This is a genomic window from Paraglaciecola sp. QJM3NY_14 (genome assembly GCF_056173245.1).
Genome location: NZ_CM149664.1, coordinates 2,981,880 through 3,008,037 on the forward strand (window position 1 = coordinate 2,981,880; position 26,158 = coordinate 3,008,037).

General features: G+C 43.7%; 23 protein-coding genes. 12 read left to right on the top strand and 11 right to left on the bottom strand.

What is annotated here, in order from left to right:
* Window positions 1-186: 186 nt before the first annotated feature.
* The 4 genes from purM to fadE all read left to right on the top strand — a co-directional run bounded on the left by purM (window position 187) and on the right by fadE (window position 5,234).
* A complete protein-coding gene (gene purM / locus AC0VYA_RS12555; protein ID WP_011575276.1) occupies window positions 187-1,224 on the top strand; it encodes a phosphoribosylformylglycinamidine cyclo-ligase in 1,038 nt (345 codons plus the stop codon).
* Window positions 1,224-1,880, top strand: coding sequence for a phosphoribosylglycinamide formyltransferase (gene purN / locus AC0VYA_RS12560; RefSeq protein WP_475488473.1), 657 nt, complete (start codon window positions 1,224-1,226; stop codon window positions 1,878-1,880). Before purM ends, purN begins: the two co-directional genes overlap by 1 nt.
* Window positions 1,840-2,565 carry a DUF3108 domain-containing protein gene (locus AC0VYA_RS12565; RefSeq protein ID WP_475488474.1) on the top strand — a complete coding sequence of 242 codons (726 nt, stop codon included), beginning with the start codon at window positions 1,840-1,842 and terminating at the stop codon, window positions 2,563-2,565. The genes purN and AC0VYA_RS12565 overlap by 41 nt, the downstream gene beginning before the upstream one ends.
* A gap of 203 nt (window positions 2,566-2,768) precedes the next feature.
* Complete coding sequence (fadE, locus tag AC0VYA_RS12570) at window positions 2,769-5,234, top strand: acyl-CoA dehydrogenase FadE (RefSeq protein WP_475488475.1); 2,466 nt, start codon at window positions 2,769-2,771, stop codon at window positions 5,232-5,234.
* A 202-nt stretch (window positions 5,235-5,436) separates the two neighbouring features.
* Here fadE and AC0VYA_RS12575 read toward each other — a convergent pair whose 3' ends face one another.
* From AC0VYA_RS12575 to thrS, 7 genes are all read right to left on the bottom strand, one after another.
* Window positions 5,437-5,733: an integration host factor subunit alpha gene (locus AC0VYA_RS12575; RefSeq protein WP_006991121.1), complete on the bottom strand. Its 297-nt coding sequence runs from the start codon at window positions 5,731-5,733 to the stop codon at window positions 5,437-5,439.
* Window positions 5,734-5,738: 5 nt separating this feature from the next.
* Window positions 5,739-8,126: a phenylalanine--tRNA ligase subunit beta gene (gene pheT, locus AC0VYA_RS12580; protein WP_475488476.1), complete on the bottom strand. Its 2,388-nt coding sequence runs from the start codon at window positions 8,124-8,126 to the stop codon at window positions 5,739-5,741.
* 12 nt (window positions 8,127-8,138) lie between these two features.
* The gene (pheS, locus tag AC0VYA_RS12585; RefSeq protein ID WP_473481101.1) at window positions 8,139-9,119 is read right to left on the bottom strand and encodes a phenylalanine--tRNA ligase subunit alpha; all 981 of its coding nucleotides are present in this window, start codon (window positions 9,117-9,119) and stop codon (window positions 8,139-8,141) included.
* 296 nt (window positions 9,120-9,415) lie between these two features.
* Window positions 9,416-9,772: a 50S ribosomal protein L20 gene (gene rplT / locus AC0VYA_RS12590; protein WP_006991118.1), complete on the bottom strand. Its 357-nt coding sequence runs from the start codon at window positions 9,770-9,772 to the stop codon at window positions 9,416-9,418.
* 15 nt (window positions 9,773-9,787) lie between these two features.
* Window positions 9,788-9,985, bottom strand: coding sequence for a 50S ribosomal protein L35 (gene rpmI / locus AC0VYA_RS12595; protein ID WP_006991117.1), 198 nt, complete (start codon window positions 9,983-9,985; stop codon window positions 9,788-9,790).
* Between the two features lie 117 nt (window positions 9,986-10,102).
* Window positions 10,103-10,630 (bottom strand): translation initiation factor IF-3, encoded by a 528-nt coding sequence (gene infC, locus AC0VYA_RS12600; RefSeq protein ID WP_081429939.1) that lies wholly within the window; start codon window positions 10,628-10,630, stop codon window positions 10,103-10,105.
* Between the two features lie 35 nt (window positions 10,631-10,665).
* On the bottom strand, window positions 10,666-12,582 hold the full coding sequence (thrS, locus tag AC0VYA_RS12605) for a threonine--tRNA ligase (protein WP_475488477.1): 1,917 nt from the start codon (window positions 12,580-12,582) through the stop codon (window positions 10,666-10,668).
* A gap of 190 nt (window positions 12,583-12,772) precedes the next feature.
* Here thrS and AC0VYA_RS12610 point away from each other — a divergent pair, with 190 nt between their 5' ends.
* The 3 genes from AC0VYA_RS12610 (at window position 12,773) to AC0VYA_RS12620 (ending at window position 15,314) form a co-directional block, all read left to right on the top strand.
* Window positions 12,773-13,393 (top strand): START domain-containing protein, encoded by a 621-nt coding sequence (locus tag AC0VYA_RS12610; protein WP_475488478.1) that lies wholly within the window; start codon window positions 12,773-12,775, stop codon window positions 13,391-13,393.
* Between the two features lie 127 nt (window positions 13,394-13,520).
* A complete protein-coding gene (locus AC0VYA_RS12615; protein WP_475488479.1) occupies window positions 13,521-14,264 on the top strand; it encodes a pteridine reductase in 744 nt (247 codons plus the stop codon).
* 36 nt (window positions 14,265-14,300) lie between these two features.
* A complete protein-coding gene (locus AC0VYA_RS12620) occupies window positions 14,301-15,314 on the top strand; it encodes a DUF3080 family protein (RefSeq protein WP_475488480.1) in 1,014 nt (337 codons plus the stop codon).
* Here AC0VYA_RS12620 and AC0VYA_RS12625 read toward each other — a convergent pair.
* The 4 genes from AC0VYA_RS12625 to AC0VYA_RS12640 form a co-directional block, all read right to left on the bottom strand.
* Window positions 15,311-16,066, bottom strand: coding sequence for a 3'-5' exonuclease (locus AC0VYA_RS12625; protein WP_473481111.1), 756 nt, complete (start codon window positions 16,064-16,066; stop codon window positions 15,311-15,313). The genes AC0VYA_RS12620 and AC0VYA_RS12625 overlap by 4 nt on opposite strands.
* A gap of 16 nt (window positions 16,067-16,082) precedes the next feature.
* The gene (locus AC0VYA_RS12630) at window positions 16,083-17,969 is read right to left on the bottom strand and encodes a DUF294 nucleotidyltransferase-like domain-containing protein (protein ID WP_473481112.1); all 1,887 of its coding nucleotides are present in this window, start codon (window positions 17,967-17,969) and stop codon (window positions 16,083-16,085) included.
* 130 nt (window positions 17,970-18,099) lie between these two features.
* A complete protein-coding gene (locus tag AC0VYA_RS12635) occupies window positions 18,100-19,725 on the bottom strand; it encodes a BCCT family transporter (RefSeq protein WP_473481114.1) in 1,626 nt (541 codons plus the stop codon).
* A gap of 156 nt (window positions 19,726-19,881) precedes the next feature.
* A complete protein-coding gene (locus AC0VYA_RS12640) occupies window positions 19,882-21,234 on the bottom strand; it encodes a porin (protein WP_473481115.1) in 1,353 nt (450 codons plus the stop codon).
* A 1,165-nt stretch (window positions 21,235-22,399) separates the two neighbouring features.
* Between AC0VYA_RS12640 and AC0VYA_RS12645 the strand changes: the two genes are divergently transcribed.
* The 5 genes from AC0VYA_RS12645 (at window position 22,400) to AC0VYA_RS12665 (ending at window position 25,666) form a co-directional block, all read left to right on the top strand.
* Window positions 22,400-23,779, top strand: a complete 1,380-nt coding sequence (locus tag AC0VYA_RS12645) for a tyrosine-type recombinase/integrase (protein ID WP_475488481.1) — start codon at window positions 22,400-22,402, stop codon at window positions 23,777-23,779.
* Window positions 23,779-24,462, top strand: coding sequence for a hypothetical protein (locus AC0VYA_RS12650; protein ID WP_475488482.1), 684 nt, complete (start codon window positions 23,779-23,781; stop codon window positions 24,460-24,462). The genes AC0VYA_RS12645 and AC0VYA_RS12650 overlap by 1 nt, the downstream gene beginning before the upstream one ends.
* A gap of 112 nt (window positions 24,463-24,574) precedes the next feature.
* Complete coding sequence (locus AC0VYA_RS12655; RefSeq protein ID WP_475488483.1) at window positions 24,575-24,847, top strand: hypothetical protein; 273 nt, start codon at window positions 24,575-24,577, stop codon at window positions 24,845-24,847.
* The gene (locus AC0VYA_RS12660; protein ID WP_475488484.1) at window positions 24,847-25,242 is read left to right on the top strand and encodes a hypothetical protein; all 396 of its coding nucleotides are present in this window, start codon (window positions 24,847-24,849) and stop codon (window positions 25,240-25,242) included. Before AC0VYA_RS12655 ends, AC0VYA_RS12660 begins: the two co-directional genes overlap by 1 nt.
* A gap of 28 nt (window positions 25,243-25,270) precedes the next feature.
* Window positions 25,271-25,666, top strand: a complete 396-nt coding sequence (locus tag AC0VYA_RS12665) for a hypothetical protein (protein ID WP_475488485.1) — start codon at window positions 25,271-25,273, stop codon at window positions 25,664-25,666.
* Window positions 25,667-26,158 lie beyond the last annotated feature (492 nt).

The following is a 26,158-nucleotide window of genomic DNA, read 5'->3' on the forward strand; positions in this document are numbered from 1 at the left end:
TTATCAACTTCACTCCAGAGTAGAAAGGCCCTATTGTCATTGATTTAAGTAGAAATTTCATCATTTGTTTCACCCTAGTTAATTTCCCCTTGGGCAAAATTGAGTAGATTATCTGTACCTTTTGCCATTCTGAACTGATAAAATCTGCGCTCATTTTTGGACCCTCACCCTCAAATAGGTAATTACGTGACCGATAATAAACCCTCCTTAAGCTATAAAGACGCAGGTGTCGACATCGATGCGGGCAATGAACTTGTCGAAAGAATCAAATCTGTAAGCAAGAAAACACATCGCCCTGAAGTCAGAGGAGGTTTAGGTGGTTTTGGCGCGCTTTGCTCACTTCCAACTAAATATAAAGAGCCGCTACTCGTTTCAGGCACCGATGGCGTAGGTACTAAACTACGTTTAGCCATGGATTTAGAGCAACATGATGGCATCGGAATCGACCTAGTCGCAATGTGCGTCAATGATTTAATCGTTCAAGGTGCTGAGCCGTTATTTTTCTTAGACTATTACGCTACTGGCAAGCTTGATGTTGATACCGCAGCCAAAGTTGTCACAGGTATAGGCAAGGGCTGCGAATTATCGGGTTGCGCATTAATCGGTGGCGAAACCGCTGAAATGCCAGGTATGTATCACGGTAACGATTATGACGTTGCAGGTTTCTGTGTCGGCGTTGTAGAAGCTGCCGACGTAATTGATGGAAGCCGTGTAAAAGCAGGAAATGTGTTAATCGCGCTGGGCTCTTCTGGCCCACACTCTAACGGTTACTCCTTGGTGCGTAAGATACTCGAAGTATCAGGTTGTGAGGCCAGTGAAGTATTTGATGGTAAGCCATTATCAGAGCATTTGCTCGAACCTACGCGCATTTATGTAAAGTCAGTCCTTCATTTATTGGAGAGTGTACAGGTGAATGCAATTACCCATATCACTGGTGGTGGTTTTTGGGAAAACATTCCTCGTGTATTGCCTCAAGGCACAAAAGCCGTTATCGACGAAAGTAGCTGGCAGTGGCCAAGTATATTCAACTGGCTGCAAGAAAATGGCAATGTAACCACACACGAAATGTACCGTACTTTTAACTGTGGCGTAGGTTTGATGATAGCGCTTGAAGCGGACAAAGCCGACGAAGCGATCGCGATCCTAAAAAGCCAAGGCGAAAATGTATGGCAAATTGGCCATATTGAAGACAGCAGTGATAACAATCAGGTTGAGATCAAATAGTGACAGTCAATACCGATATCACAAAAATCGTAGTGCTGATTTCCGGTAACGGGTCAAACTTACAAGCCTTGATTGATGATATAGCCGAGCAAAAGATAACGGCGCAAATTGTTGCCGTTATTTCCAACAAAGCCGATGCCTACGGTTTAGAGCGCGCGTCTCAGGCGAATATCCCTCATCATGTTGTAAGTCACAAAGATTACGCAACACGTGATGAATACGATGCCCAATTACACAGCACTATTGCAAGTTTTTCGCCTGATCTGGTTGTATTAGCCGGATTCATGCGCATATTAACTCCTTGGTTTGTTGAGCAATTTACGGGTAAGATGTTAAACATTCATCCATCTTTATTGCCAAAATATAAAGGTTTAGACACGCATCAACGAGCCATAGATGCTAAAGATGAAGAACACGGCGCTTCGGTACACTTTGTTACCCCCGAGCTAGACGGCGGACCGGTTGTATTGCAATCCAAAGTGCCTGTTTTTGCCGATGAAAATGCCTCACAACTTGCCGCAAGGGTGCAAGAACAAGAGCGCCAAATGTATCCATTAGTTGTCCGTTGGTTCTGCCAAAAAAGACTGCTAATGCTTAATAATAAGGCTTATTTAGATGGAAACGAGATACCAATCACGGGTTACGCAGCTGATTAGCAAACGTTGGCTAGTGGGCCTTTTATGCATAATAGGATCCGTGGCTCAAGCTACTGCTCTACCCACGTTTGATGCCGAGTACACCGCATTTCGTTACGGTAAAAAGTTAGGTTATGCCTTGCTCAGCGTTGAAAACGTAGATGATGAAACCTATCGCATGGAATATCACTCGAAGGTTTCCTTGTTCTTCTTATCTGATAAGCGTACTGAAATAAGTGATTTTGCTTTTGTTGACGATAAAATAGTGCCGAAAAATTATCGGTATAGTCGTACAGGCACTGGCAGCAATAAAAGTATCAAAGTTGTTTTCGATGCAGGCAAAGAAAAGATATTTATCGATAAAGAGCCTGGAATTGACTGGCAAGATCAGTTTGACAACCAGCTTTATCGGTTGGATTTGCAACAGAAGCTTGCTCAAGGTCAGAAGGAGTTTAGTTACCAAGTAATTAACTATCGCGGTCAAGAGCGGGATTACCATTTAAAAGTCATGGGGACTGAGCAGCTAACGTTGCCTTACGGTATGCTCGAAGGTATAAAAGTTGAAATTGTTCGTCATAACTCAACACGAGAGACCTTCGCATGGTTTTCACCTCAGCTAAATTACCAGCTCGTACGCTTGCAACAGTTCAAAGACGATAAAGAACAAGGTGATATTCAATTAAAGACCTTTACCGCCACTCAATAGTAAAATAAAAATACAGTGACTCATTTGAGTCACTGTTGCCGTTCAATCATCCCCTGCCCTTGTTATCCATTACCCTGCTAGATAATCAACCATCAACTAAAACATTAACCAAATAGTGACAATTGGCGTAAGCTAAGACTTGATATTGTGTTGGCAAAATACTACTCTGACACTCTGGTCTGACCTCTACATCTGGAGTCTTTATGCAAACGTTATTATGGACACTTATTATTATCGCCACCCTTGGTGCGGCGAGCTACTTTAGAATGAAACTGATGAATGCCACTATCGCAGTGGCGGTTGCTATGTTGCTTGGCAGCATATTTGGCCCTGTGGGCGGAATCGCTTGGCTGGTATTTTTAATCATCGCGATTCCACTGAACGTGGACTCTTTACGTAAGAAATATCTTACAGCTCCGATTTTAGATACCTACAAAAAAATTATGCCTGAGATGTCAAGCACCGAGCGCGATGCCATTGACGCCGGGACAGTGTGGTGGGACGGTGAAATTTTCAGCGGCAACCCGAATTGGCAAGCGTTACATAGTATCCCGCAAGCACGCTTGACTGCAGAAGAACGCGAGTTTTTAGATGGTCCAGTTGCGCAAGTATGCGAAATGGTCAGTGATTGGGATATTACTCATAAAGACACAGACTTGACGCCTGAAGTATGGCAATTTCTCAAAGATAATAAGTTCTTTGCGATGATCATCAAAAAGCAATACGGTGGCCTTGAGTTCTCAGCCTATGCGCAATCCCGTGTGTTACAGAAATTGTCGGGCGTCAGTGCGGTATTATCTACCACCGTTGGTGTACCAAACTCCTTAGGTCCAGGTGAATTACTTCAGCACTATGGAACCAAAGAACAACAGGACCATTACTTGCCTCGCCTTGCAACAGGTGAAGAAATTCCCTGTTTCGCGTTAACAGGCCCAGAGGCAGGTTCAGATGCTGGCTCGCTGCCTGACAGCGGTATTGTGTGCAAAGGCGAGTGGGAAGGCAAAGAAGTCATTGGCCTGCGCTTAACATTTGATAAGCGATACATCACCCTTGCACCAGTCGCCACGGTTATCGGTCTTGCATTTAAAATGTATGACCCTGAAGGACTGGTAGGCGACAAAAAAGATATTGGTATTACCTGCGCCCTACTACCACGCGATACCAAGGGGATGGAAATCGGTAATCGTCATTTCCCTCTTAACGTTCCATTTCAAAATGGTCCCATCCGCGGAAACGATATATTCGTCCCGCTTGATTACATCATTGGCGGCGTAGAAATGGCCGGTCAAGGCTGGCGTATGCTGGTTGAATGTTTATCCGTCGGTCGTTGTATTACGCTACCTTCAGCATCGGCAGGAGGGGCGAAAAGTATCGCTCTGGCTACAGGGGCCTACGCGCGTATACGCCGTCAATTTAAAATGCCTGTCGGTAAGATGGAAGGCGTAGAAGAAATGCTAGCCAGTATTGGCGGTAACGCTTATTTGATGGATGCCGTCACTAGCTTGACGACTAAAGCCGTAGATTTAGGTGAGAAACCGTCAGTTGTATCAGCGATTTGTAAATACCACTTAACCGAAAAAATGCGCCAGTTAGTTAATGACGCTATGGACGTGCATGGTGGTAAAGGCGTCATGCTTGGGCCAAATAATTATTTGGGTCGAGGTTATCAAGGTGCGCCTATCGCCATCACGGTAGAAGGTGCCAATATTCTTACTCGTAATATGATGATATATGGCCAAGGCGCTATGCGTAGTCACCCTTTCGTGCTTAAAGAGCTTTATGCGGCAAGTCATGAGGACAAAGAACAAGGCTTGAACGAGTTTGACGATGCGGTATTTGGCCACATCGGCTTCGCCATCAGTAACACATTCAGAAGTATTTGGTTCTCTCTCACAGGGGCACGCCTGGCGGGTGCACCTTTCGATGATGAAACTGCTGGCTACTATCGTTCATTGCAACGCTACAGCAGCAACTTGGCCTTGTTGTCTGATGTTTCTATGGCCGTGCTCGGCGGTGAACTGAAACGCCGTGAACGTATATCAGCCCGTTTAGGTGATGTGTTAAGCCATATCTATTTAGCCTCTGCAGTACTGAAACGCTATGATGACCAAGGCCGTTTGAAGGAAGATTTGCCTTTAGTACATTGGGCCATGCAAGACACCTTGTTCAAGCTAGAAACAGCCCTAATCGAATTGTTCGAGAACTTCCCATCGGCAGTTTTGGGCGGGATGTTAAAAGGAATCATCATGCCGTTCGGCCGTTCATACCGTCGTCCTTCGGATAAAATAGAACATAAAATTGCCGCTATTTTACAAAGCCATAATCCCTCACGAACCCGTTTGGGCGAAGGGCAACATTTCGGTGGGAAAGATTGCTTGATGGGTGATTTAGAACAGACACTGAAAGATGTGCTTGCAAGTGAGCCCGTGTTCGACAAAGTGTGTAAGGCAGCCAAAGAGCGTTACCCTTTCACTGGTCTTGACGTTATTGCACAAAAAGGACTAGAACTAGGCGTAATCACTGAACAAGAAGCTGAATTACTTACCCGCACGGAAGCAGGCCGCTTACGTACAATCAATGTAGATGATTTTGACCCGAAAGAGTTGATCGCCAATACACAGGCCGCCAAGCCTAAACGTCGTACAACTAAGTCTTCAGAGGCCGCTTAGTGCTCATCGCTTTAGGATGACAACCCGCTAATGAAACAAAACCGCTTCAATTGAAGCGGTTTTTTTATAGGTGGAATTTACTTAGAAATAACCTCTACCTCTATTAATCAAATGAGTAACAGCTAGGGCATGAATTTCAGATATAAAAAATCCGCTACCTAGCATGCTAGGTAGCGGAGTAATTATTAAAACCGACTCCGTATTACTCAGTCGGTTTTGTATTCTCTACGCGGCTTTTGAGCTTTTGACCAGGTCGAAATGTGACTACGCGTCTCGCCTTAATAGGGATATCTTCACCCGTTTTAGGGTTGCGCCCTGGTCGTTCACTCTTTTGTCGTAAATCAAAGTTACCAAAACCAGATAGCTTAACTTGCTCACCTGATTCCAATGCCTCACGGACCTCTTCGAAAAATGCTTCAACAAGATCTTTGGCATCTCTCTTGTTCATGCCCAACTTTTCAAATAAATGTTCCGCCATTTCGGCTTTGGTTAACGCCATATCCGTCAATCCCTCAATGTAGCCCCAAATTGCTCTGACAGTTTAGTCAGAATACCATCGACCACGGCTTGAATTTCAGCTTCTTCAAGCGTTCTTGCCATGTCTTGTAAAGTCAATGAAATAGCCAAACTCTTAAACCCTGGCTCGATGCCTTTACCTCGATAGATGTCGAACAAGTTTAGGCCAACTAGTTGATTTGCGCCAAATTTTTGGATGCAATCTAAAATTTCACCAACGACTTTATCATCGTCTACAACGATTGCAATGTCACGTCGATTTGCAGGAAATTTCGATATTTCTTTCGCTTCAGGTAACTTTTTCTCTCCAAAAGCGGCAATTTCCAGCTCAAATACGAAAACTCGACCATTTAACCCCAGTAATTTCTCGAATTTAGGATGTACGGCACCCATCACGCCAATAAAAACATCATCACGGTAAATTGCGGCGCTTTGTCCTGGATGAAGCGCACTATGCTGTGTCGCTTCGAAACGGAATACGTCAATAGGAGCAATAAGGCTGAGCAAAGCTTCAACATCCGCTTTAGCATCGAAAAAGTCTACCGCTTTATCTGCTCGATCCCAATTGGCCTCGTGTAAATTGCCTGCTATTACACCGGAGAAAACTGTCTCTTGACGCACGCCCATCTTTTCAGATGCATCAGGAATAAAACGTAAACCTGACTCAAACAAGCGAACCCGTGCTTGTTGGCGCTTTTGGTTATAAGAAACGGCTTGCAGCAATCCTGTCCAGGCGCTTACTCGCATGGCTGACATATCAGCAGAGATTGGGTGCGGTAATACGATAGCGTCACTTTCAGGGTATAATTTACTCTGTACTTTAGGATCAACGAACGAGTACGTAATAGCTTCTTGGTAATCGCGGTTGGTCAGCGTCAGTTTGAGTTCGTTCACATCAAGCGCTTGCTCTTTTCGACCTGACATTCTTAACTCTGCGCTAGGCGCCACATTAGGAATGTTGTTATAACCGTAGACCCGCGCGATCTCTTCTATCAAGTCTTCCTCAATCGCGATATCAAAACGATAAGCAGGCACTTTCACTTGCCATTGCCCGTTCGACTCATCGGCGTCTAGCCCTAAGCGCATCAAAATATCACCGACTACGCTTGCTTCGATTTCAATACCCAACACACGCGTTAAACGTGCAGCGCGGAGCACGACATCTTTAACTGGCGGGATGTATTGCTCGTCAATCGCTTCTACGATAGGCCCCGCTTCACCACCTACTATTTCAAGCAGTAAAGCGGTTGCACGCTCCATTGCTTGGCGCTGCATTTGAGGATCGACACCGCGCTCATAACGATGTGATGCGTCCGTATGTAACCCATACTGGCGCGCTTTACCCATGATCGCGTCTGGTGCGAAAAACGCACTTTCTAAAAATATATTTTGACTATTAGAGGTAACACCAGAATCGAGTCCACCGAATATACCTGCCATAGCAAGCGCCTTATCCTGATCCGCAATGACCAAGGTGTTATCTTTTAACGTAACCTTAGTTTCATCTAATAATACCAACTCTTCATCTTGTTTCGCCATCCGCACAACGATGTCACCAGACAATATGTCGTTATCGAATGCATGCATTGGGTGGCCTAGCTCTAACAGTACAAAGTTAGTTACATCCACCACAGCATCAATACTACGCACACCACTGCGACGGAGCTTTTCTTGCAGCCACAAAGGTGATGGAGCACTTACATCAATACCTTTAATAACGCGTCCTAAATAACGTGGGCACGCTTGTGGTGCTGCAAGTGAAATACCCCTAGTATCAGCAATACTCGCTGCCGTTTCTGGGTAAATAGGCATATCCACATTACTTTGATTCAACACGCCCACTTCACGTGCTAGGCCGCGCATGCCCAAGCAATCTGCACGATTCGGTGTTAAATCAACTTCAATCGTGACATCATTCAAATCAAGATATTCGCGAATATCCTGACCTATAGGTGCGTCCGCTGGTAATTCAACAATGCCATCATGGTCATCTGAAATACCAAGCTCTGAAAAGCTACACAACATGCCGAATGAAGGCTGACCACGTAATTTCGCTTTCTTAATTTTAAAGTTACCAGGTAATACTGCGCCGACTTTCGCCACAGCAACTTTTAAACCCTGACGACAGTTCGGCGCACCGCATACGATATCGATTAACTCGTCATCGCCAACATTAATTTTTGTTACTTGCAGCTTATCTGCATCTGGATGTTGGCCGCATTCAACCACTTCACCCACGACTACGCCACTGAACTCACCAGCGACAGACTCAACACCGTCTACTTCAAGGCCAGCCATAGTAATTTGATCTGCAAGCTGCTGTGTAGAGATATCAGGGTTTACCCATTCTCTTAGCCACTTTTCACTGAATTTCATACTTTCTCGCCCTTACTTAAACTGCTTTAAAAAACGAAGATCGTTTTCGAAAAATGCACGTAAATCATTCACGCCATAACGCAACATGGTGAGGCGTTCCACCCCCATGCCGAAGGCAAAGCCAGTGTAGACTTCAGGGTCAATATTCACAGCGCGCAATACATTTGGGTGCACCATGCCGCAACCGAGTACTTCTAACCACTTACCATTTTTACCCATCACATCCACTTCTGCCGAAGGCTCGGTAAACGGGAAATAAGAAGGACGAAAACGCACTTGTAAGTCCGCTTCGAAGAAGTTGTTCAAGAAATCATGAAGAATGCCTTTTAGCTGAGTAAAGCTCACATTCTTGTCTACCATCAAGCCTTCAACTTGATGGAACATAGGCGTATGCGTTTGATCGTAATCGTTACGATAAACTCTCCCTGGTGAAATGATACGCAATGGCGGTTGCTCGGCTTCCATGGTACGAATTTGTACACCTGATGTCTGCGTTCTTAACATCACATCAGGGTTGAAATAGAAAGTATCATGATCGGCACGCGCTGGATGATTGGCTGGAATGTTCAACGCATCAAAGTTGTGAAAACCATCTTCAATTTCAGGGCCGGTTTTAACACTAAAGCCTAACTCAGCAAAAAAGCTTTCAATACGATTAATGGTTCGCGTGACTGGATGCAGCCCACCCATTTCTGTCGAACGGCCAGGCAGAGATACATCGATTGATTCAGCAGCAAGCTTGCTGTTCATCTCTTGCTCACGAAGCAGTTCTCCGCGCTGATGAATAAGTTGCTGAATTTGCTGTTTAGCCTGGTTTATTTTTTGACCGGCTGCAGGGCGCTCTTCGTTAGACAGTTTTCCTAAGCCTTTGAGTAGCTCAGTCATACGGCCTTTTTTACCCATGAAGTCTACGCGAACCGCATCAAGCGTGCTGGCATCTTGGGCGACGTTGATTTGCGTTTCTGCCTCTTTGATTATGGCATCAAGATCCATAGTTTCCTCGAATTGGATTAAATATTGAGTCACTGACCATAGATCTAAAAGCATGGCTGGACATGTAAAAAGAACCCGCAATTCTACACGAAAGCAACTGTGTCAGGCTAGATGCAATTACCGGAAAGTACGGATATTAAACGCTTTTTCATTGATTATTGTAAACAAGGAAAGTTATTACACGCAGGATCGTGAAGGTAAGTTTGATTAAACAGAGATTAAATTCCAAACAAAAAAAAACGGCGAGCATCCGGCTCGCCGTTCTTCGAAAGAACTTAAACTTAATTGTTAATTAATTAAGCTAATGCACCTTTAGCGGCATCTACTAATGCGCTAAATGCGTTTTTGTCATGTACTGCGATGTCAGCCAAAATCTTACGATCGATTTCAACAGACGCCTTCTTAAGACCGTTAATGAAACGGCTGTAAGACATACCATTTTGACGCGCCGCAGCATTGATACGAGCAATCCACAATTGACGGAATTGACGTTTCTTTTGACGACGGTCACGGTAAGCGTATTGACCAGCTTTTGTTACTGCTTGAACAGCAACGCGATAAACTCGACTACGAGCTCCGTAATAACCTTTGGCTTGCTTTAGTACCTTTTTGTGACGGGCACGTGCAACAACACCACGTTTTACTCTTGCCATATTCTAAATCCTCTCTTAAACGTAAGGTAACATGCGTTGAATCAACGCTGTGTCAGCTACATGGGCCAATTTCTTGCCACGAAGGTGACGTTTACGCTTAGAGCTCTTTTTAGTCAAAATATGACGCAAGTGAGACTGCTTGCTTTTGAAACGACCTGAAGCGGTTTTTCTAAAACGCTTGGCGGCTCCACGGTTTGTTTTCATTTTAGGCATTGCTAAAACTCCGCATTGTTAATGACTAAACTGCTTTGCAGAAACAGTAAGTCGTAGTTACATAGTGTGTAATAAGGTGAGCTAGGGTGCAGTTCCCTGACTACTTGTAGACCTTAATTACTTCTTAATTGGGGCGAGCACCATGATCATCTGACGACCTTCAACCCGGTTAGGGAAGGATTCGCAGTTGGCAATGTCTTCTAAATCAACTTTAACGCGATTAAGTAGATCAATACCGATATCTTGATGAGCCATTTCACGGCCGCGGAAGCGGATCGTTACTTTAGCCTTATCACCACCTTCTAGAAAGCGACGCAGGTTGCGCAGTTTTACCTGGTAATCGCCTTCATCAGTGCCAGGGCGAAATTTAATCTCCTTGACCTGAATTTGCTTTTGTTTCTTCTTTTGCTCTTTCTGAGCTTTACTCTTTTCGAAGATGAATTTTCCGTAATCCATTACCTTACATACAGGCGGTTCTGCATTAGGGCTAATTTCAACCAAATCTAAATTAGATTGCTCAGCCGTCTCGAGAGCTTCAGTGATTGATACAACGCCAATCTGCTCCCCATCCTTTCCAACCAAACGAACTTCATTTACTGTAATTTCTTCGTTAATACGAGCTTTGCCCGAATCTTTAGCCTTAATGTTAGCGCCTTTAATATGTTATTCCTCCACGAAATTTACTGAATTTGTTTGCTTTTGATCTGTTCACAAGCCAATTCAATGAAAGCATCGACCGACATCTTACCAAGATCATCGCCTTTGCGTGAACGTACTGCTATTTCGCCAGCTTCAATTTCTTTATCACCAACGACAAGCAAATACGGGACACGCCTAAGCGTGTGCTCGCGGATTTTAAAGCCTATCTTCTCATTTCTCAAGTCTGACTTGGCTCTAATTCCAATTTCTTTTAGTTTTTTCACTACTTTTTGCGCATATTCGCTCTGATTATCAGTAATATTCATCACAACTGCTTGAGTAGGGGCTAACCAAAGTGGGAAGAAGCCTGAATACTCTTCAATCAAAATTCCAATAAAACGCTCAAGTGAACCTAAAATTGCACGGTGGATCATAACCGGCACTTTACGTTCGCCATCTTCAGCAACATAAGTTGAACCTAAACGACCAGGCATTGAGAAGTCCAACTGGACTGTGCCACACTGCCACGCTCTACCCAGGCAATCGTGCAATGTGAATTCTATCTTGGGACCATAGAATGCGCCCTCGCCTGGCAAATATTGGAAATCAATCCCCTTTGACGTGAGTGCTTCTGCCAGTTCTTTTTCTGCTTTGTCCCATACTTCATCACTGCCCACTCGTTTTTCAGGACGAGTAGAGAGTTTTACAGAGATGTTCTCGAAACCGAATATTTTGTAGATTTCATAAACTGAATCAATACATCCACCTACTTCTGCCAATATTTGGTCATCGGTACAGAATATATGTGCATCATCTTGGGTAAAACCACGCACACGCATCAAGCCATGTAACGCACCAGATGGCTCGTTACGGTGACAACAGCCAAACTCGGCCATGCGCAACGGCAAATCACGATATGATTTAAGACCTTGATTAAAGATTTGTACGTGGCCTGGGCAGTTCATCGGCTTAACCGCATATTCACGCTTTTCTGATGTGGTAGTGAACATGTTTTCAGCGTACTTATCCCAGTGACCTGATTTCTCCCATAAAGAGCGGTCCATCATCAAAGGGGCTTTGACTTCATCGTATTCGTATTCACGTAATTTGCTGCGCACGAATTTCTCAAGCTCTGTGTATATGCTCCAACCATCGTTGTGCCAAAACACCATGCCAGGCGCTTCTTCTTGCCAATGGAATAAGTCCAGCGCTTTACCAATTTTGCGGTGATCGCGCTTTTCAGCTTCTTCTAAACGATTCAAGTAAGCTTTAAGTTGTTTTTTATCAGCCCAAGCGGTGCCGTAAATTCGTTGCAACATTTTATTGTCGCTATCGCCACGCCAATAGGCACCTGCCACTTTCATTAATTTAAAGTGCTGGCAAAAACGCATGTTAGGTACGTGTGGCCCGCGGCACATGTCCACGTACTCTTCGTGATGATACAAACCAGGCGTAGCATCTTTTGGAATGTTCTCGTCTAGGATCTGCAGTTTATACTCTTCACCGCGTGCTTCAAATGTGTCTCTGGCTTCTTGCCAGCTAACGACTTTCTTAACCACATCGTAATTGGTTTTCGCCAATTCAAGCATGCGCTTTTCTAGCTTGACGAGATCTTCGTCGTTAAGAGAATGCTCCATATCAATGTCATAATAAAAGCCATTGTCAATCGTAGGACCAATTGCCATTTTGACGTCAGGCCATAATTGCTTGATTGCATGACCGATTAAATGCGCGCATGAGTGACGAATAATTTCTAAGCCATCTTCGTCTTTTGCAGTAATTATTTGCAACTGTGCGTCTTGCTCTATCAGGTCACAGGCATCGACACGAACGCCGTCTACTTTTCCAGCTATGGTGGCTTTGGCTAAACCAGGGCCAATATCATTTGCCACGTCTAGTACTGAAACTGCGTTATCGAATTGGCGTTGACTGCCGTCGGGAAGTGTAATTATGGGCATAATAATCCTTGTGCAGTGGTGACACCTACCAAGCGCCACATGCAAAATCTGAGTTGCGATTACATCGCGATAAAAAATAAAAAAACACCTCTAATAGGTGTTTTGTCTGCTGTTCTGTTACGATCAAAACAGAATCGGGATTATAACGAAATTTGTTCAAACTATGCAATCGTCTTTCAGGCACTCTCTATTGGTAATATTTCTAAGTGCGAGCTTTTCTGAAGTCGGTCTTGCTCACGACCTGCTAGCTCAGCCTATTCTAGATTGGGAGCTTGCCACTACAAGCAACAATGTGGCCATTTACCAACAAGACACTGACAATGGCCACATTAAGGTGCACGGTATAGTGCATGTTCATAATAGGCCTGAAGCATTTGTAGAATTGTTGGAACAAACACAGCTAGCGCCGAAGTGGATAGCCCATAATCAAGCCGTCCACCTACTCGAGGCAAACGATAATGTTCGCTTAGTACACAGCAAATTCGACGCACCTTGGCCCATCAGGGACAGGGACATGGTGACTCAATCCATTACCTATGTTGAACAAGGTAATGTGTATATCGATATTGTCGATGCGAGTGAGAAATATCCAGAATTAGAGAATTTTGTGCGGATAAAAGGCGTAAGTGGTCGTTGGATACTCAATGCGCACGCCAATCGTTTCACCTATATTGAGTATCAGGGACAAGCCAATCCCGGTGGCAATATTCCAATCTGGTTAGCCAATCGTACTTTAATATCCTCCATTCGTGAAACGTTTGAAAATATCGTACAACAGCTAGATAATCCCTCTTTAGTAGCACAAGATTAACCGTCAAGCTAAATCAACAGGTGCCATTCCTGTATTTTACATGTGTAATACACCCAGCGATAAGAATATTAACGGTTAAAGTAAACCTGAGATTGAGCCCCAATAATTACAGCCACCATGGAGCATTATGTCGACCAAAGTTGCCTTTATTACCGGTAGTGCCAAGCGTATAGGTGCATCTACCGCCACCTATCTACATAACAAAGGGTTTAACATTGTGCTGCATTGCCATCACTCTGTATCCGAAGCCGAAACCTTACTAGTCAATCTTAACAGTCAAAGGGAACATTCCGCGCGTTTAGTGGTTGCCAACCTGTGCGAAATCGACAACTTAGGTTTACTAGCAAAGCAAGTGGTTGGCGCTTTTGGGCGCTTAGATGTGCTAGTCAATAATGCGTCTTCGTTTTACCCTACGCCCGTGGGTGATATCACGCAAAACCACTGGCATGATTTATTTGGCAGTAATGTACAAGCGCCATTGTTTTTAGCACAGCATCTAGCTGGAAATTTGACCGTTAATAAAGGAGTCATTATTAACATGGTTGATATTCATGCCGATAGGCCACTTCAACAGCACACTGTTTATAGCATGGCAAAGTCAGCACTGGTCACTATGACCAAGTCATTGGCCATTGAGTTAGCACCGGACATACGCGTTAACGCTGTTGCCCCTGGCGCAATTCTATGGCCCGAACAAGCGCTATCTGATGCTGACAAAAAACAGGTGTTGCAACAGATCCCTGCTAAAACCTTAGGCACACCAGAAGATATTGCTCAGACTATCCATTATTTATGTGAAGCCAAATATGTGACAGGCCAGATCATTGCCGTGGATGGTGGGCGCAGTGTCGTGTCGAGCCATAAAGTTTGACCTAAAAAGATGACTTGGTGTCAGGCTACTCACTTCATGCTTAACCGGCTCACAATAGTATTGGCCCTGACCATAGCGACGGTAGGATGCGGGCGAAACGACATCAGTCATACGATGAACCAATACCAAGAGCGGATAGCCAATGTATTAGACGCCCCGTTCAATGCCCCAATACCAATCAAAGCTTCAGCCTCGCTGGTCTACCCTAGCAAACGATTATTGGTAAATGTAATCAACCCACCTCAGTTGGACGTAAAGCAATTTTTTGCCTTAAAGAAATGTGACCTGAGTGTATTGATAGCCCAGCGAAACACCCCGTTAGGGCGTATACAACCACCCTCAGTACGCTACCTTTATGAGCGTGAAGTGGTTGAGTCGTTGTCACGCTGTAAGCTACTGATGCCAGAGTACAGCGCATTACTCGATGACTGGCTGGAGCATAAACTCACTGCCCTGCCATTGGTATGGGCAAATCTTATACAAATCAGTGATGAAACCATTAATGCCTTTAGTAATAACAGTGATTTTTTTAACTCAGTAAGCTCCACCGAGCTACATACAACAAAAAGTGCTTTATCGTATTTACTCGACGCAAATAGCCAACTAAGCTCAGCGCCAAATAGCCAAGAATTGGAGCGCTATTTGTCCCAACTCTCAAAGTCGCACTTACCGGCCAAAACATGGCGAACCCAATCGGTAATAAGAGAAGAATTAAATAGCACCACATTATGGTTACAAAAGCAGGACCTGTTTGAACAATGCAAGGATGGCCAACCAAGTCAGAAAATGAAGTATCTTAAAAACGTGTTTACCTTATTTTTTATCGAGAAAATTCAACCTATTGGCAGTGAACTAAACCGCGTGCATTATACGCTTTCACCGCTCTATCAAAAATTAAGTACAGAACCGAATTTAGCCCCGTCATTTCGCCAGTTTATCAACGCCCAAGGTGACGAGGGTTTTAACGCATATCAACTGGCGATGAAACACCATGTGGAATTTTGGCAAACAATTTTTAAGCATTGTGGCATTTCACCTCGCGTAAACTAACACCAAATGGCAGAAATGGGTGACGTGTCATCTGGGTAATGTGTCGCCACTTGTGCTTGCAGCAGTTCTGCACATGCCAATGCATCGGTTAACGCATTATGCTGTCGATAATAAGGCAAACGATAGCGAGAGCGACAATCAGTGAGTCGAATGGACGGCGTTTTCTGCCCTAACAAACTGCGCAGAAATGTACGTTTGATGGTGCGGGAAAAGCGCGCTTCTAAAGCCATTGTATCGATACACGGGAAAACAATTTCCTCACCGATATAATGCTTTAACGCTGAATTTAAAAAACGGACTTCAATATCTTTGTGATGAGCCACCACCACTTTTCCCTGCAAGTGCTGCAATAGCTCATCCAGAACTCTGTTGAATGACGGTGCATCAGCCACATCGGAGTGGGTAATACCGTGGATCACCACCGACTTAGTTTTTAATTCAGTATCGGGTTTGATTATCCAGTGCTGCGCCTCTTGGCAACGTATGCGCTTCACTGTCATTGCCACCAAACCAATACTGACAATACTATCCGTTTTGGGATTTAAACCTGTGGTTTCAAAATCTAGTGCGACCAAAGGGGCCTCTGCGATAGGGGTATCTGCACTTATTGTCCCATGGGCGTAATACTGTTTAAGCGCAGGATACTTTGCTTGTTTATGGCGTTTAGCAAACTCACCAGTCCAATTAAACCCTTTGCCGACAGGTTTATTATTTGGCGTATCCTGAAGCGCTTTTTTATCTAAATAAAACATCCAATGACCTTTTGCATTACAAGTGACGACCAGGTTGATACCGATACTTCATGTATTTTTGCGCATCGCTGAGAATTTGAAACGCGTCTCGCAGGTTTTTACGTTCAAAATCGGACAAATACTCTGGCTCAATGTCATTATCAGGGACACGTTTCATTTCCAAATCAAATGCTTGATGGCGAATGCGTACCATAGCAATAAACTCAAGTGCGTCACGTAAGTCGACTCCGCGGCCTGGGGGCAGAATTTTGGCATCAATCACACCATTGAGCCGTGAAAAGCTGTTACGCCCCTCAGCCCCGACCGACAAAGCATGCACCCGGATTAAGTCGGCAATGGGGGCTGTCCCCCTGCGCTTCATATTAATAGAGTTGGTTTGCCGCCCATCCGTTTCCATCACAAAGTCTTTAAAGAACCCTAAAGGCGGCGTACGCAGCAATGCGTTTCGCGCCATACATGCTAGAAAGCGGGAATTTTTAAAGGCTTTCTTACGAATGAGTCTATTTAGCGCGTCAGCCCATACTTTTTTCCCCCACACCCCATCTAAATCGAAAAATATTGCACTATGTAAAAGTGTTTCGGGTGTTGGCTTATCTATCCACTGGGTAAAATATTGCTCCCATATTTTTAATGGTTGACGCCATTTTTTGTTAGTTGCCATAATCCCGCCTTTGCAATAGGTATACCCACAGCGGTCTAAGCCGTCACACACAAAGTTGGCTAAATCATTAAAGTAAGCGTCATGCAATTTGGGCTCAAAGCGGTTATCGAGCACCAAGGCATTGTCTTGGTCTGTTACTATGAGCTGTTCGTCACGGGCCATAGAGCCAAGGGCGAGAAAACAATAAGGTATCGGCGGCGGGCCGAACTCTTCTTCCGCTAACTCCAGTAGGCGCTGCTTAAAACTGCGGCCGATAACCGCCATCGCACTGCCAATCATCTGCGAGTTAGCATCTTCATCTACCATGCGTGAAAAGCATGTTTGCACTTCATCCTTAAGCGCTGCGAGTTCATCAACGTTTTGCGCATTGAAAATACTTTTGACCACAAACAAACTGTTTTGTGATTCGTAACGCAGTATGTCTTGATGGCTTATTAAGCCAATGGGTTTCGATTTTCTGAGTACAGGTAAGTGCGTCACCTTGTGTTTTAACATCAGCATCATGGCTTCAAACACGTATTGGTTGCTTTGCACTATGGTGAGTTGCGTCGTCATGATGTCCGTCACCGGAGTGGATAAATCAAGTCCGTTAGCCACAAGTCGGCTTCGAATATCCACATCAGTAACGATCCCAATGACCGGCTCGTCATCTGAACTTGTATTATCGTTTAGGTACTCATTTGAAATGAGCAGAGAGGAGACCCCCTCTTCGGTCATGCGTAGTGCAGCATCTTGCACACTGGTATGCGGTGGCAAGATCAGCGGCAATTGCTCAATGAGCTTTTCCACCTTTACCGTTAACAACGCATTATTGTCTTTTTTATCTGGGCTGGATTCACGTAATCGGCTGCGATCTTCAACTTCTACGAAGTCAGCGAACTGCTCATCGTTGTCGAATAGATTATTAAATGTATCAGCGTCTATGAGGTAAACCAAGGTATCTTCAAGGGCAACGACAGGAAAACGCACCGGGCGGTTGCGCATTAGGGCCAATTCGCCAAAAAAGTTTCCTTCACCTAAACGGTTGTATAACTCGCCGTCACGACGGAACACCTCAACAGCACCGCTTCTGATCACAAACCAATGCGTGTTGTCTTGGCCAAAGGTGAGAATGGGTGAGCCTGCTTTGTAATAGGCGATTTCTACCCCAGACGCCACATGAGATAACTCAGGCGCCGCTAAGTCAGAAAACGGTTTATGTCGTTGCAAGAAGTCGGTAACTTCAACTTGTTCAGTGGCCATAGAGCAGCAATTCCTGTTGGAAATAGGCAATGAATAACAACTAACTGAGGCAGATTATACCGGTTAGTTGTATCGTGTAAAAACAACAAATCCAGCCTGATAGCTGGATTTGTATAATCAGATAAGCGACTTATCTTGGTTCAGACATCAAGCCTTTGACCATAGAGAATGCCGCAATGAGCAACACAATGGTGAACGGAAATCCCGTGGATACCGCCATCGCTTGAAGTGCAATGAGTCCGCCACCAAGTATCAGTGAAACAGCGACTAAACCTTCAAACACACACCAAAATACGCGCTGAGGTGTCGGCGCCTCTACCTTGCCACCAGCCGAGATAACATCAATCACCAAAGAGCCAGAGTCGGATGATGTCACAAAAAACACGATGACTAACACAATGGCCACAAACGAGGTGATATTGGCTAAAGGAAGCCCCTCCAGTACAGCAAACAATTGTAACGGTAGGTCAGCGTTTACCGCCGCTTGATAACCATCAACAACAACCTGCTGAATAGCAGTTCCGCCGAACACTGTCATCCAAAATACACAGGCAACTGATGGCACAAGCAGTACTGAAATAATGAACTCGCGAACCGTACGGCCTCGAGAAACCCGTGCAATAAACATCCCCACGAAAGGACTCCAGGAAATCCACCACGCCCAGTAAAAGGCAGTCCATCCCGTTGCGAAACCCGTATCCTCACGCCCTACTGGATTCGCCAATTCAGGTAAGTAACGAATATAAGATACCAAGTTGTCAAAAAAGCCCGTCAGGATGGCTATTGTCGGCCCAACAACAAGCACAAAGATAACCAGCAGCACCGCTAAGATCATATTGATTTCTGACAGTTTTTTCACGCCGGCATCAAGGCCTGCTACCACTGAAAACAATGCAAGTCCCGTTATGCCTAGTACCAACAATATTTCAGTGGTTTCACCTAAAGGTAAACCAAAAACCGAATGTAGGCCTGATGCGGCTTGAGATGCCCCTAGCCCCAATGATGTCGCTAAACCAAACAAGGTTGCCAAAATCGCTAAAATATCAATGATATGCCCAGGCCATCCCCATACTCTCTCGCCTAAAATAGGATAGAAGACCGAGCGAATGGTCAGCGGCAATCCCTTATTAAAAGAGAATAATGCCAAGCCTAATGCCATGATGGCGTAAATCGCCCATGGGTGGAGTGCCCAGTGATAAATCGTGGCAGCCATCGCCAGTTTTTGTGCTGCAACCGCGTCGCCGGCTGCACCTCCTAGCGGAGCGTAATCGGTCCGAACGCCATTCTCTAGCGTCGGTCCAGCAAAAGCAGTCCCGAAATGCCCCAATGGCTCACTAACGCCGTAATACATCAAACCAATGCCCATGCCTGCAGCAAACAGCATGGAGAACCAACCTAAGTAACTGTAATCAGGTTTCGCTTCGGTGCCGCCCAAACGGACTCGCCCTAAAGGCGAAATAACCAAGACCAAACATAGAATGACGAATATATTCGCCGCCCCCATGAAGAAGCCATCTAAATTACCCGTTAGCCAATTTCGAATGTTACCGAAAAAGGGTTCGGCTTCCGCTTGAAATAATAATGTCAGCGCCACGAATGCGATAATCATTACCCCTGACACTGCAAAGACGCGGTTGTGGATGTCTAATCCAAATGGACCAACACTGACCACGATATTGTCTTGTCCCACTTGATAATCAGTATCAATGGGGTTGACCTGTCCGTCCGGTATCATCGGATCTTTATTCTCTTTCATCGAAATGTCCTTTTTATTAACCTGTGTTTCAAAATATTTTGGAGTATGTGTAACTTATTAATATGCTTAAAATTTAATGCGTTTATCATCGTATTGATAAAAATAAACATAAACATAAACACCATCGCGCAATTATCTGTTAGATGAAATTATCTATTAGAAATAGTAGCCAATATTGATATTAAAGCGTTGCTCCGTTTCATCGGTATCACCCGCAGCGCTGCCCCCCACAAAAGGCTGATTCTTTGCGTGCACCAAATCGAAATAGGTAAATAACCCACCTGCCGCCACTGACATGCCCAACACATTCATCATGGTATCTTCGCTGTTGTCAGACTTGTCGTATACCAAACCAAAATTGTTGTAGAACTGCAGATCAGTTACAGGTCCGAAATCAACAGCCATGTCATAGGCAATGTTGAGTGTGGTTGATTTAGCATCAGCAGCAATTGAATCATAAAACGAATACGCGCCAACGGCTAAGCGGTCAGCCTCACCAATATCATAGTCGTATTGACTGTGTTGAAATTGTAAATGCCAATTTCTGTATTGACTGCTGGTATGAAACGCCCACGCCTGATAATCCCCAGCGCGATTTTCACCGTTATGAATACCGCCTTGTAACGCAGACACACCGACCTCAGTTTTCACCTCCCCGGTGGTAAAATGATAAGCAAAGCGACCTGCTAAGGTATTGTATTCCCCTAATCCTTCGGTCGGTTCATCGTAGATGCCATCACCTTGTGCTCGAATACCAACAATATCATATGAATAGCGGTCTGATCGATTGTCTACGTAGCCATCAACTCCGCCGAGCTCATCATTTTTAAAGAACCCCACATCTAGCTGCCAATTGTCAGCTACACTACGTTTAAAAACCACGCCCAAATCAAAATCATCCTCTAAACCCAAGTAATAGTTAGTGCTAAAGAAATAGTTCTGCGAATTATAAGCCTGATTACCAAATGGCACTTGAGTAATACCAGCTTGTACTTGCCAGTTCTCGCTGAATTGATAACCAGCATAGGCATATTTAACAGCTGTCATATAATCAAAAAAGCGAATTTCACCATTTAAAGTGACCCCCCCGACTTCGCCACTCATGTTGATGCGGAAAATATCAAAATCGAAGTCGCCACCTCGGTTCTTATTACCGTCATCATAAGAGGTATAACTGTAATTCGTTCGAATGGCACCGCCAAAGGTGATCCCATCGGTCGATTCAGGCTCTTCACGTTCGGTTTCAGCAGTGTTTGTTTCGACTTTCTTATCTTGCTGGGCTAAATCAACTGATTGAGTAGATTTTGCGTTGGATGATAGAGAGGGATTTGCCGCAGTATTAGTGGGCTTATTTTGGTTTTCCAGCTGTTCTAAGCGAGCTTGCAACGCTGAAATTTGTGCTTTTAGTGTCGCCAGTTCTTGTTCACTAACTTCTACAGCCGATGTGCTGAAAGAGCTCGCTATTGCACCTGATAATAGGGCTGGTCCGATACACTGTGTGAGTTTCATATTATGTCCTTTCACTATAAAAATAAATATATGTTCCTCTTTGCTAATTTTATTTTCGACGACAATTAAGCGCTGATGACCTTGTAAAGGCTGGTAATTACGAGTTCTAAGCCCTATTGCGGGTCACGCCAGAGCGGCCCAACTTTGGTCTTACCCATAACCAAGCACACGGGTTCTTTGCTTTTGTCATTTCTTATTATCGAGTGAGAGCCGCCTGCGCGGCATTTCTCTTTGTATCACTGGTCTCGCACTTTTATCGTTATTGGCCACACTACGCAGTGACCCTTAGCGATATTTACTAAACGCGAAATCCCTTTTGGCTATTCTCCTACGCCCCATTGCTTCACTGCTAGATTCCAAATAGTAGGCTTCAAGCACGAAGCTTTAAGTACTGGGCTTTTGAGAATTTTGTAATTAAAAGCTGTGCGCCATGCATTGAACGAGCAAGATATACACCACATGCTTTTGTGCTTAAATCGACCAAGGAAAATACATTGAGTTAGATCTATTAATTGAAAAAAACATGAAGTAACAAATGAGACCCCGGAAAAAATAACACTTAGTAGCAATTTAAACAGTATGATGAAAGTAGCATATCTACTTCATCCTTTTCACAGACCATATCAAAATTTCAAGTGAAATTGAAATTAAACCCTTTTAAAACAAGACTATATTCAGGTTCTCTATATTGCGTCTTATGAGGATGTGAATTTTGTTATGAACTAATGAAAGGCTATAGTGCTAATTGTAACAATAATGAAAACGTTAATACTGGAGAAATAAATTAATTAGAGCACAAATTAATATTACGAAATTAATGGCTAACAAAGTGCAGTAACCCATACAGAAAGGGCTATAACAAAATCTTACTCGGTAATAATGAAACGCGATTGTAAAATATACAAAGAAGAGAGATATAAAAACTGGAACATAAAGAAGTGGTGCGTCCGAGATGACTCGAACATCCGACCCCTACCATGTCAAGGTGGAAAACACCCCAATCAATTACAATCCACAATTACTATAAAAAACAAGATAATCGCCGAAAAGCCTTTTAAATAGGCTAAACCAGCTTAACCAAACCTCAGTCAGTTGTTGTTGATTGTTTCTCTTTGCTGCTCCATAATGTTCCCATTCTGTTCCCATTTTCAAAAAAGGTACCATTTTGGCTAAGACCGGCGATACCTCTATCACGAAAACTCAGGCTGTAAACTTTGCCCGTGACGCTACCAACATGGCTGAATTATCTTGCAACAAGATCAAAGGCTTTCATTTAGTAAAAACCCAAAAAGGCGCTACTTGGCGATTACGCTACACTGATTTTTCCGGCAAGCGGAGGAAACTAAGTTTAGGCAAACTCGTTGACGGTACCAGTGACAGAATGAAGGCTGTTGATTTAGCGCTCGAGTACAGAGGCGATTTATCAAAAGGGAAAGACCCCGTAGCAGAAATTACAAAGTTAAAAAACAAGTTTAAAACCGATTCCGAATTAAGGGAAAGTCGCTTACTTAGAACTTACCTAGAAGGGCCGTACAAGAAACACCAGGCAAAAAAGAAAGACGGAGGCCGTCATACTTTGGATTTAATCAGCCGATCCTTTTCTGATTTACTCGATACGCCGATGGATGCAATAACTAAAAAAGACCTTACAGATTGGCAAGATGGGTACCGTGTTGGTAATGATGGAAAAATAAGAGCTCACTCTACAACTGTGCGTTCGTTTTCTGCTCTCAGGACGCTGCTTAGACACGCTGTACAGCATGGCGCGATAGACTTAGACCCTACTACAAATTTTAAGCTATCTAGCGAGGCTGACGAAGATAAAGCAAAACGATTAAATGGTGACGCGCTTGTTAAAAGACGTATGTTAACCGCCGAAGAATTAACTGGTATCAGCCAGGGTATCGCTTTGTATAAGGCTGATTTAATCAGTAAGCGTGAGAACTCTAGAAAGCATGGCCAAGCAAGCTTGCCCTCTCTCGAGCATCTAGCTCACCCACACTGGTTTTTTCCCTTCTTCCGATTAGCAGCTTATACAGGAATGCGCCCTGGTGATCTCTATTCATTGAATTGGCAAGAATTGAACCTAACGTTCAGTCGATTGGTAAAAGTACCTAATAAAACGAGGCACCACGGAAACCCGAGTAAATTAGATTTACCACTTGATCAGAATATCACTGAAGTCATGGATAGCTGGCACAAGCAGCAGGGAAGCCCCGTAAACGGTCTTGTTTTCCCCTCCCCCGTTAACGGTAAAAAAATGGATAAAAAAGCCCACATAAGACACTGGAAAGCTGTTTTACAATTTGGAGGAATAACCTCTGATATCGATTTCTATTCCTTACGACATCATTACATCAGTAAACTCGTCGCTAATAGCGTTCCCCTGTTCACAGTCGCAAGATTAGCCGGCCATAAATCTACAAAGATGATAGAAGAACACTATGGTCATTTGGCGCCACACGCAGCAGCAGAGGCGCTTTCTTTAATCTCTGGCGATTTTGCAAATGACAATAATCAAAAATTTGATAAGGCGAAATTATAATGATGGATCTTTTAGATCAAAAAAACCTCTATTCTGTTTTATCAAGTGATGGGTGGGCAGACGGTGAACTCGTAATCAATATGAACGACCAATGTCTAAACAAAATAAATGCTCTGGGATTTAACTGGGATAAAAAATATGAAAGGTCTGAGTTTGACGTGATTTTTGATAAGTTAGAAGTCAAAGAAAGAGTAAACCTCTATTACACAATGAATTTGAAAAAAGCATGTGAGCGAGCTATTGGAATGCGGATTCTAGCGAGCCAAAAAGTAGAAATTTCCAAAGAAGGAGCTTTTGCAGGCGGTGCTGATAGTACAGCAATCGTCATTCACGCTCTATTACGCACTTTCGATAATCATGCAGATATGACGGCGGAAGAAAACTATAGATTGCTGAACAGCCACAAACAAAGCGATAGAGCCTTAGGTTCTATGCGTCATGCTAAGGAAATTGTGATGCAACAAGCTCCAGATTTAATGGAGAGAGTCCATACAGACGGTTGCAACCCATCTTTTAATGAGGTTGCTGAATACCTTCAAAGTTTACTGTTGAACAAATTTAAACCTGATGATACTCCAGAATTAGCAACTCTCAGGGATTGGGTGCGACAATGTAAACCTGAAGGCCACAACCCTAGAATAGGCAAGAAACCAAAAGGGTACAAGTCAATATTTGACGCCTAATAGGTCGCTCACCGGCTAATACCCTATTAGCCGTAATCCTCAATTTTTATCAACAACAAAAAACGTTGTAATCACCTCAACATCAATAAGCACATAATCAATAGGTGATTACATGAAACAGCAAAACCAAAATACTTTTACATACGACGAAAGACTTCAGTCATTTAAAAAGCGCCATAACTTACAGGAAGTAAACACCAGTAAAGAAGCTGCTTTTGCACTACGAGTATCTGATTTCACAATGAGGCTATCCCGTTCGACAGGGATGTTACTTGGAACTAATGCCCCAAAGCATTCTAAATATGGACGCGCAGTCAGATACCACGCAGGTGACTTGATGAATTGGTTTGAACAGAATGAAAACCAAGATAGCGAGGCAGCATAATGAAAAAAGCCGCTATCCAAAAATTGAATAACGACTCCCATCTAGTCACTGACGAGTCTAAAGCAAAACGCCCCCCGTTCAAGCTTGAGGAAACCTTACTTTGTTTCTTTAAGTTTGGTGCCGCCGGACTAATACAGCCTGAAGCATATAATGAATATAGGGAGTCGTGCTTACATACTTCAGTAAGCAAGTTACAGAACGAATATGGAATTCATATATTTAGAAAACCAGACGAGCCTTACAGCAAATATAGACGCCCTTTTACTCGCTATTGGCTTGCCGATTCCGAGCAAGCAAGAAAGGCAGTGAATCTGCTTAATCATTGCCGCGCTAAACGAGGTTTAACGCCTCTATCAAACCTAAACACTTATCCTTTCCAAACAATCGCAGCATAGCCCTTCGGGGCTGCTTTAGGGCTACGCTATGGCAAAACCACAACCATTTGCAGGCATACCGAACAGGGTTATTGATCATCCTGATTTCAATAAATTGTCTGGCAATGAAATACGTTTGCTACTCTGGTTTGCGTATCAATATAAAGGCAAAAATAACGGGAAGTTGTGCGCAGTTTGGTCGCAAGTAAAACACCGCGGGTTTAAATCTCAAACGACACTTAGCAACGCCATAAAGGGGCTGAGGCAAAAAGGGTTTATTGAATTAAGTAAAGGTAACGCACTCACTCAAAACGGCAGGACGCCAAACTATTATGCCATTACGTGGGAAATGGTAAATGACATACCAGGCTTTCAAATGGATTTAAAGCCAACTAAAACCGCACTGAGGACGTTTATTGATGTTATCGATAAACATAAACCTTAAATTTTCCATACTCCAGTTTATGGAGGATAAAGGCTGTTTGTACTCCAGTTTATGGAGTATGCGAAACTTTTATACTCCACTTTCTGGAGGATGCGAAAAAAACCAAACTCAGTAAATACAATAACTTACCGATTTATCAACCAATCTCGCATACTCCAGTTTCTGGAGACCTTAATAGTTAGCCATACATACAGTTTATTTAAACTGATTCAGTCTTTAAAAAAGCAATTCTTAGAGGCTATTTATAATCGAGCACATTTAACAGGCTGAATTACCCGAAAAAGGGTAAGCGGTTACCCTAAAAGGGGTATTTGAGTTTTAAACTTTTACCTCACGGCATGTGCTCACAGGCCAATCAGTCATTACTATTCAATAGTGATTCAGATTAAAACCGTTAGCTAAACCGAAAGAAAAACCGATTCAAAGTCACGCACAGCATGAGGTACAGGCTAGAGCTAAACCGATAAACAAACCGATGTCTAAACCGTTAGC

Bases quoted from the DNA above. Each gene is read 5' to 3' on its own strand.
- AC0VYA_RS12650 (WP_475488482.1), top strand. From the start codon at position 23,779: ATGATGGATCTTTTAGATCAAAAAAACCTCTATTCTGTTTTATCAAGT.
- AC0VYA_RS12665 (WP_475488485.1), top strand. From the start codon at position 25,271: ATGGCAAAACCACAACCATTTGCAGGCATACCGAACAGGGTTATTGAT.
- AC0VYA_RS12615 (WP_475488479.1), top strand. From the start codon at position 13,521: ATGTCGACCAAAGTTGCCTTTATTACCGGTAGTGCCAAGCGTATAGGT.
- fadE (WP_475488475.1), top strand. From the start codon at position 2,769: ATGCAAACGTTATTATGGACACTTATTATTATCGCCACCCTTGGTGCG.
- AC0VYA_RS12625 (WP_473481111.1), bottom strand. From the start codon at position 16,066: ATGTTTTATTTAGATAAAAAAGCGCTTCAGGATACGCCAAATAATAAA.
- AC0VYA_RS12575 (WP_006991121.1), bottom strand. From the start codon at position 5,733: ATGGCGTTAACCAAAGCCGAAATGGCGGAACATTTATTTGAAAAGTTG.
- AC0VYA_RS12655 (WP_475488483.1), top strand. From the start codon at position 24,575: ATGAAACAGCAAAACCAAAATACTTTTACATACGACGAAAGACTTCAG.
- thrS (WP_475488477.1), bottom strand. From the start codon at position 12,582: ATGCCCATAATTACACTTCCCGACGGCAGTCAACGCCAATTCGATAAC.
- AC0VYA_RS12565 (WP_475488474.1), top strand. From the start codon at position 1,840: ATGGAAACGAGATACCAATCACGGGTTACGCAGCTGATTAGCAAACGT.
- pheT (WP_475488476.1), bottom strand. From the start codon at position 8,126: ATGAAATTCAGTGAAAAGTGGCTAAGAGAATGGGTAAACCCTGATATC.
- rplT (WP_006991118.1), bottom strand. From the start codon at position 9,772: ATGGCAAGAGTAAAACGTGGTGTTGTTGCACGTGCCCGTCACAAAAAG.
- AC0VYA_RS12620 (WP_475488480.1), top strand. From the start codon at position 14,301: ATGCTTAACCGGCTCACAATAGTATTGGCCCTGACCATAGCGACGGTA.
- AC0VYA_RS12635 (WP_473481114.1), bottom strand. From the start codon at position 19,725: ATGAAAGAGAATAAAGATCCGATGATACCGGACGGACAGGTCAACCCC.
- AC0VYA_RS12640 (WP_473481115.1), bottom strand. From the start codon at position 21,234: ATGAAACTCACACAGTGTATCGGACCAGCCCTATTATCAGGTGCAATA.
- rpmI (WP_006991117.1), bottom strand. From the start codon at position 9,985: ATGCCTAAAATGAAAACAAACCGTGGAGCCGCCAAGCGTTTTAGAAAA.
- AC0VYA_RS12630 (WP_473481112.1), bottom strand. From the start codon at position 17,969: ATGGCCACTGAACAAGTTGAAGTTACCGACTTCTTGCAACGACATAAA.
- pheS (WP_473481101.1), bottom strand. From the start codon at position 9,119: ATGGATCTTGATGCCATAATCAAAGAGGCAGAAACGCAAATCAACGTC.
- AC0VYA_RS12660 (WP_475488484.1), top strand. From the start codon at position 24,847: ATGAAAAAAGCCGCTATCCAAAAATTGAATAACGACTCCCATCTAGTC.